The organism is Devosia sp. Leaf420 (assembly GCF_001425445.1).
Classification (GTDB): domain Bacteria; phylum Pseudomonadota; class Alphaproteobacteria; order Rhizobiales; family Devosiaceae; genus Devosia.
Genome location: NZ_LMQU01000013.1, coordinates 416,649 through 424,107, shown reverse-complemented (window position 1 = coordinate 424,107; position 7,459 = coordinate 416,649). Strand labels below are relative to the sequence as shown.

At 59.1% G+C, this 7,459-nt stretch carries 6 protein-coding genes; 2 read left to right on the top strand and 4 right to left on the bottom strand.

The window, feature by feature from the left end; genetic code table 11:
- Positions 1-252: 252 nt before the first annotated feature.
- Both ASG47_RS17985 and mazG read left to right on the top strand, forming a co-directional pair.
- Positions 253-549, top strand: coding sequence for a hypothetical protein (locus ASG47_RS17985; RefSeq protein WP_061911585.1), 297 nt, complete (start codon positions 253-255; stop codon positions 547-549).
- A gap of 377 nt (positions 550-926) precedes the next feature.
- Complete coding sequence (gene mazG, locus ASG47_RS17980) at positions 927-1,754, top strand: nucleoside triphosphate pyrophosphohydrolase (protein ID WP_061911584.1); 828 nt, start codon at positions 927-929, stop codon at positions 1,752-1,754.
- On the opposite strand, the gene hflX is transcribed toward mazG, so the two are convergent.
- The 4 genes from hflX to ASG47_RS17960 form a co-directional block, all read right to left on the bottom strand.
- Positions 1,743-3,110 carry a GTPase HflX gene (gene hflX, locus ASG47_RS17975; protein WP_061911582.1) on the bottom strand — a complete coding sequence of 456 codons (1,368 nt, stop codon included), beginning with the start codon at positions 3,108-3,110 and terminating at the stop codon, positions 1,743-1,745. The genes mazG and hflX overlap by 12 nt on opposite strands.
- A gap of 8 nt (positions 3,111-3,118) precedes the next feature.
- Positions 3,119-3,370, bottom strand: coding sequence for an RNA chaperone Hfq (gene hfq, locus ASG47_RS17970; protein ID WP_035078721.1), 252 nt, complete (start codon positions 3,368-3,370; stop codon positions 3,119-3,121).
- A 185-nt stretch (positions 3,371-3,555) separates the two neighbouring features.
- Positions 3,556-4,938: a sigma-54-dependent transcriptional regulator gene (locus tag ASG47_RS17965; RefSeq protein WP_061911581.1), complete on the bottom strand. Its 1,383-nt coding sequence runs from the start codon at positions 4,936-4,938 to the stop codon at positions 3,556-3,558.
- Positions 4,938-7,265, bottom strand: a complete 2,328-nt coding sequence (locus ASG47_RS17960) for a sensor histidine kinase NtrY-like (protein ID WP_061911579.1) — start codon at positions 7,263-7,265, stop codon at positions 4,938-4,940. The genes ASG47_RS17965 and ASG47_RS17960 overlap by 1 nt, the downstream gene beginning before the upstream one ends.
- Between the last annotated feature and the right edge of the window lie 194 nt (positions 7,266-7,459).

Below are 7,459 nucleotides of genomic sequence, written 5' to 3'. Positions count from 1 at the left end.
ACCTAGACCCTTGACCGCAGCAGCCGACCCGAAACAAAACTAACAGGCGGGTCACTTCTCAATGGAAAACCCGGGGCACTTCTCGGCGGAAATCAACACTCAATCGCCTTGTAGAAGGCGAGGGCGCTCAGGAATGCGGACTTGTCAGAAAGGCAGCCAACCCTATCGCCTTCGAGACTAAGCGTAACGGCCGATTTGTCCCTTGCATCATTGCCGCCGACTATTTGGCAAACACGACAAAGGGATATCGGCATGTATACCGTGGACGAGATGATTGCTGGCGAGATCGAGAAGTACAAATACCACAATGGCATGATCGACGAGGAACCTGACGGCCCCGATTTCTTGGCCTTGCCAGAATTGAACGAGCGACATCTCAGACGGCTCTGGAGCTGTGTGGCATATCAGGAACGCTGCTGTTGGAATCATGGTCGAAACCGTAAGCGCGTGGTGCTTAGAAACCGGGGTAAGTCCTTGGAGCACGTATGGCAAATCGAAGCGCGCAAGCACCTCATGCAACTCGACGCACCAAAGCGGGCAACCAGTTAAGCGCCCCTTCGGTCCGTCAAACTCGTCAGCCAAAAGGAGTCGCTAACGCAGGACCTGCAATTTGCAGATGCTGGGGATGCGCCGGTGCCGACTAGGGCGGCCCCATGCACGATCGCCGAAACCAATTTGATATCAGGAAGGTACCGAGAGCTTGAGCCGATCAAATTGGCGAAGTAGACGTGGTGAGGACAGCTTTGCGCGTAAAGTGACAACTTATGACGTAGAGCACACCAAATAACTGAGAAACCAGCAGTTTCATACACATAAAAGTTCCATAATATATATTATGCGAATGAAGTCTGCTTGCCTTTTGGGTGACGGCGCCCCGCCTTTGATGTAACGACGCCGAGGTCGATCCACCGTCCTTGGAGCCCAGCATGCAACCGTCTCGCGATATCGCCCGGCTCATCGAGATCATGGCGGCTTTACGCGACCCCGTATCTGGATGTCCTTGGGATCTGGAGCAGGATTTTTCGACGATCCGGAACTACACGATCGAGGAAGCCTATGAAGTTGCAGATGCGATCGAGCGTCAGGATTTTGACGATCTGCGCGAGGAGCTTGGCGATCTGCTCTTGCAGCCAATTTTCCACGCCCAGATGGCGAAGGAAGCTGGCCACTTCGATATTGGCGATGTGATTTACGCCATCACCGAAAAGCTCATTCGCCGCCATCCGCACGTCTTTGGCGATCAAACTGCCGATAGCGCCGCTGGTGCTCAGATCAGTTGGGAAAGCGTCAAAGCGGCGGAAAAGAAGGCCAAGGCCGCGCGCCAGGCAGCCAAATCATCGTCGGCGATTGACGACGTACCCCAGGTACTCCCTGCCCTGACACGTGCAGAAAAGCTCACGAAAAAGGCCGCGAAAGTTGGCTTCGACTGGCCAGATTTTGATTCCGTAATGGCAAAGGTTCGCGAGGAACTGGCAGAGGTCGAGGAGGCCAAGGCCGCCGCCGATCAGCACGCCGTCCATGAGGAAATCGGCGATCTTCTCTTTGCGATCAGCAATTTGGCGCGCCACGCCGGCGTTGATCCGGAAGCCGCACTGCGCGACGCCAATGCTAAGTTTACGCGCCGATTTCACTATGTCGAAGCCCGCTGCCGCGAGGACGGCATTGCAGCCCCCGACGCCGGTCTTGAGCGGCTCGACGCTTATTGGAACGAGATCCGCGCTGCGGACAAGCAGAAAGCCCCGTCAGAGATCTGACAAGGCAATCCGGCCGTTGAACCTCTCCAGAAACGCTGCCTTGTGCCGGGGATCGACACGCACGACGTAGTCCTGACCCTGTTCGGTCGGCTCATCGCGCGAAATGACTTCGGCATTGCCATGCAGCCAACCGATATCGCTGCCGGCGCTGTGTGGCACATGGACGTGGTAGGTCCGGCTCTGCTCACCAAGGGACCGCTCGATCAGTTCGAGCAGTTCCGTGATGCCCGCGCCGGTATGGGCAGACACCGGCATGCTCGCCAGCACATTGCCTGCCGGCGCAGCTGAAGCCAAGGTCAGCTGCGGCTCTTCGAGCAGATCGATCTTGTTCCAGACCTCGACCACAGGCGTGTTTTCCGACGACACACCAAGCTCGTCGAGCACGGTGAGCACATCTTCAGCCTGAGCGGCATGATCGGGATTGGCTATGTCGCGCACGTGGAGAATGATATCGGCGTCCACGACCTCTTCCAGCGTCGCGCGGAACGCGGCCACAAGGTCGTGCGGCAGGTCCGCAACGAACCCGACCGTGTCGCTCAGCATCACCTCGCGGCCATGCGGCAATTCGATCTTACGCACCGTCGTATCTAGCGTCGCAAAGAGCAGGTCTTCGGCAAAGACCCCTGCCCCCGTCAGCCGGTTGAACAGCGTCGATTTGCCGGCGTTGGTATAGCCAACGAGCGCCACGACCGGGATCGCCGCGCGAGTACGCTGCTGCCGCTGCTGTGCGCGCGTTTTCTTGACCTTATCGAGCCGATCTTCGAGCAGAACGATACGATCGGTGATCTGCCGACGGTCGCTTTCGATCTGCGTTTCGCCGGGGCCACCCATAAAGCCTGTGCCGCCGCTGCCACGCTGGCGTTCAAGGTGGGTCCAGGAACGCACAAGGCGCCCCTTCTGGTAATTGAGATGGGCGAGCTCGACCTGCAAAACGCCTTCGCGTGTCGCGGCGCGTTCTCCGAAAATTTCGAGGATCAGCGCTGTTCGATCGAGCACCTTGGTGCCGGTTTCGCGTTCGAGATTGCGCTGCTGGATGGGTGTGAGCGCCGCATCGACCAGCAGAAGCTCGATATCTTCGGCCTTTACCTTTTCAGCAAGGGACTCGACATGGCCGCCGCCCAGGTAAGTCGCGGGCCGGATTTCCCGGACCTTCATGATCTCGGAAAATTTGATATCGAGGCGAATGGCCTCTGCCAGACCCTCGAATTCGGCCTTGCGGGACTCGATGCTGTGGTTGGACGATTTGCCCCTCACATCAGGGCAGACGAGGCCAGTGCGCGTGGGCTGCTCTTGCCTGTCGATATAGGGTTTGGGGCCGCCTGGGTGGCGACCATCCTCCTCGTCGAAATCGTCCATATGATCCGTCAGTCGTGGTCGTTGTTTTGTTCTGGATCGAACAGCTGGATTGGCGCGCCCGGCATGATCGTCGAGATGGCGTGCTTATAGACCAGTTGGGACTGCGCGTCACGGCGCAGCAACAGACAGAAATTGTCGAACCAGGTGATCACACCCTGCAACTTGACGCCATTCACGAGAAAGATCGTGACGGGCACCTTCTGCTTGCGAACGTGATTAAGAAAGGAATCCTGCAGATTTTGCTGCTTCTCGCTGGGCATTTAGGCCTCTTTGCCGCGGCATTTATTGTCGCTGTTATGTCGCAATCGCTTGCGTCCGAATATCACGAAAACTGCCGCCCAGTCGTCGTCCATCCGGAATTATGATACAATTACAACTATGCCACACATCCCCGTCTCTGCCTACCCGCAGCGGATGCATGGCACACTGCCGATTTAGTGCGCCATCACAGCCCTAGTGACTTGATCTTGCGGTGTAAAGCGCTGCGCTCCATGCCCACAAACTCCGCCGTCTTGGAGATGTTTCCGCCAAATCGCTCGATTTGCGCGAGGAGATATTGGCGCTCGAACACTTCGCGCGCATCGCGGAGCGGCAAGCTCATGAGGTGCGCCGAGGTGTCGGTGTCGCCAACCGTCGGCAGCACCTCGCCGATGTCCGAAGGCAGCATGGTCGCAGTGATGACGCCATTCTCCGGCTGCTGATCCTTCATCAGGATGAGAAGCCGCTCGATGGAATTGCGAAGCTGGCGCGCATTGCCCGGCCAGTCCTGCGCCTGCAGAACAGCGATGGCGTCTTCCCCGATGCTGATGCGCTGCAGGTTATGCATGCGGCAGATCTGCTCGATGAAGACGCTGACCAGCGGCGGAATATCCTCGCGGCGTTCCTTGAGCGGCACCAGTTGCACCGGCACGATGGCGAGCCGATGGAAAAGATCGGAGCGGAATTCGCCGCCTTCTGTCAGCGCCGAAATATTCTGCGAACTCGACGAAATGATGCGCACATCGATCGGCACAGCCTGCGCGCCGCCCACGCGGTTGAATCGGTTTTCAACCAGCGTGCGCAACAAGGCGGTCTGCACCTGCGGCGGCAGTGTCGTCACTTCCGACAGATAGAGCGTACCTCCATGTGCCCGCTCGAGCGCGCCCACCTCGACCTGCAGAAGTCCCGACTTGTCCCGGGCTTCCCGCCCGAACAGCACCACGGACACCTCATCGGGCGCGTAGAGCGAAGCGTTGATCTCGACAAAGGGAGCGTCGCTGCGCGGGCTGCGCTGATGGATCAGCCGCGCCACCAGGCCCTTACCGGCGCCCGACGGCCCCGCAATGAAAATGCGCGAATTGGTCGGCGCCGACTTTTCGATCAGGCCGCGAATTTGCTGGAGAGAGGGCGAGTTACCGACCATGTCGGCATTCTTGCCCGCCGAACGCTCCTTGAGCTCGGCCACTTCGCTCCGAAGCCGCGTGGCTTCCATCGCCCTCTGGGTGACGTGGAGCAGCCGATCGATCTTGAAGGGCTTTTCGATATAGTCGTACGCGCCGCGCCGAATGGCTGAAACCGCGGTTTCGACATTGCCATGGCCAGAGATCATCACGACGGGCATGTCCGGATGCTGGCTCTGGAACACGTCGAGCAGCTGCAGCCCGTCAAGGCGCGAGCCCTGCATCCAGATGTCGAGGAACACGAGGCTTGGTCGCCGTCGCGCAATTTCGTTGAGCCCGCTATCGGCGTCGTGCGCCTGTCGCGTGTCAAAGCCTTCATCCTCGAGGATACCGGCGATCAGATCGCGAATATCGTCTTCGTCGTCGATGATCAGAATGTCTAGTGCCATTACTCGTGAACAATCGCTGGCATCAGCGATTCCTCCTTCTGGGGCAATTCAGAGCCGCGCTCCGGATTGTCCTTCTCGTTGGTCTTTTGTGGGGCACGCAGTGGCAGCGTGAATGTCACGCAAGCCCCCACCCTGCCCTGTTCATCAGGTTCAGCGTCGATCAGTTCAGTTATGCCGCCATGTTGCTCGATGATGCGCGCAACGATGGCGAGCCCCAGGCCCGTGCCTTTTTCCCGGGTCGTCATATATGGCTCGAGCAGCCGCTGGCGGTTTTCCGCCGGCCACCCCTTGCCATTGTCAGATACCGACACCCGGGCGTGATTGCCCTCATAATGGGCTTCCACTTTTATCGTGGGCTGCCAGTCGGCCCCCAAATCCAGCCCTTCGAATGCCTCGACCGCGTTTTTGATCAGATTGGTGAGGGATTGCGAAACGAGCCGCGTGTCGAACCAGGCATAGACCGTGTCATCCGGCAATTCGGTAACAATTGCAACTTCCGGCAACCGAACGCTTTCGAGAAACACAGCTTGCCGGATCGTGTCGGATAGGTCTGCCACCTCGGGCGCTGCCTCGGGCATGCGCGCAAAGGCCGAGAACTCGTCGACCATCCGCCCGATATCGCCCACCTGCCGCACGATCGTATTGATGCATTTATCAAAAACATCGCGATCGTCTTCGAGCTTGGCGCCATAGCGCCGCCGCAGGCGCTCGGCGGAAAGCTGGATTGGCGTCAGCGGATTCTTGATTTCATGCGCAATGCGGCGCGCAACGTCGGCCCAGGCGCTGGTGCGCTGCGCCGATTCAAGTTCGGTGATATCGTCGAAGGTGAGGACATAGCCCTTGGATTCGGTGATCGACCCTTCGCGGGTGAGCTGGATCTGGTAGATGCGCCGGTTGGTTTCGTTGCCAAGCTGGATCTGGTCGCGCACCTGCCCGCGCCGCGCCGATTTCGCTTTGTCGATGGCCGGCGCGATTTCGGGAAGGATGTCTTCCATTCGCTCGCCCATCATCTCGATTTCGGAATGCCCCAGCATTTCACAGGCACGCGCATTAGCCAGCGTTACCGCTCCGAACGGATCAAGCCCGATAATCCCCGCCGACACGCCCTCCACCACGGCCTCGGTGAACTGGCGGCGCTTTTCGTTGACCTCGTTGGCCATCAGCAGCTCTTCGCGCTGCGTCTTGAGCTGCTGCGTCATCCGGTTGAAGCCATTCGAGAGGTCGCGGAGATCCCCCCGTCCCTCTTGCACCGGTACGCGCACATCGAGATCTCCGCCACTGACGCGGCGCGATGCGATCATCAGGTTTCTGATCGGGTCGACGAACCGATTGGCGAGAGCGATGCCGATCCAAAGTGCCGAGAGCAGTAGCACCACCACAAGGCCGACATACATGATGGTGAAGGTGATCTGGAACACCAGCCGGTTCGACGCATATTGCCGATATTCGGTGATATTGTCGTCGGTCAGCCGCATATATTGCAGCACTTCGGCGTCCACAGGCCGCGCCACGAACAGGAACACATTGTCATAGCCGCGCAGCTTGATGATCGAGCCGACGAACTGTGTCGACCCAGGCGCAATCTGCGTCGGGATGCCCTCGACGACGCCCTCCGTCACCCCCGCTGGTGGCTTGGGATAAGATCCGCCCACGCTGATCTGCGCCCGCATGATTTCATTGCCATTGCTGTCGAGCAGCGAGGAAAATGGCAGCGAACGCGTCACGGCAAGCGCGGTCAGAATGCGCTCGAACCGCTGGCGATCCGCAAGATAGGTAGAGTGGGATTGCTCGAGTTCGCTGGCTACCCATATGATGTCGTCGCGCAAAACCTGGGCGTGTTCGAGCATATAGGAGCGCGCGACAAGCCGGCTGCTCTCCACCATCGACCGGGTGCGATCCGAGAACCACTGATCAAGGCCCTGGTTAAGCGCAATGGTGGCCACGATGGCCACGAGAATGGCCGGGATGCCGGCCACGACGGCAAACATGGCGACCATGCGGACCTGTAGCGCCGAGCCCGGCTGCTTTTGCATCCGCGCCTGAAACAGCAAGACTGCCTCGGTGACCACCAGCGCAAGAACCAGCAGAACGAGCAGTCCCGTGACGACCCAGATGATCGTCCAGACCTCGGCCGATGGCTCGATATTGGTCGTGCCCGAGAGGATCAGGAACGACACCGAAGACATGAGCACGGATGCAAAGACGACAAGGAAGCCGAGCACACGCAATGGCCCATTCCCCTCGCCGGAGAACAGAGAACGCTGATCCGCCGTCCGCGCCTTGGTGTCGGCTTGTGCGGCTATGTCATCGCTGACCAACTCAGTCATGCACTAATCGGTTCGCTCCGGCTTGTTGTGGCAATACCTGCAGCACGATCAAAGCGCGGCACACGGCATCCTAGGCAGCAAAGCCTGACTGAAATCGCCGCACCCTTCAAGATAATTGTTGCCGAAATGTGACACTGCCCCGTGAGCTGGGGAAATCCTCCGGCTGGACAAGTCCGGCATCCCAGCGCAAACAG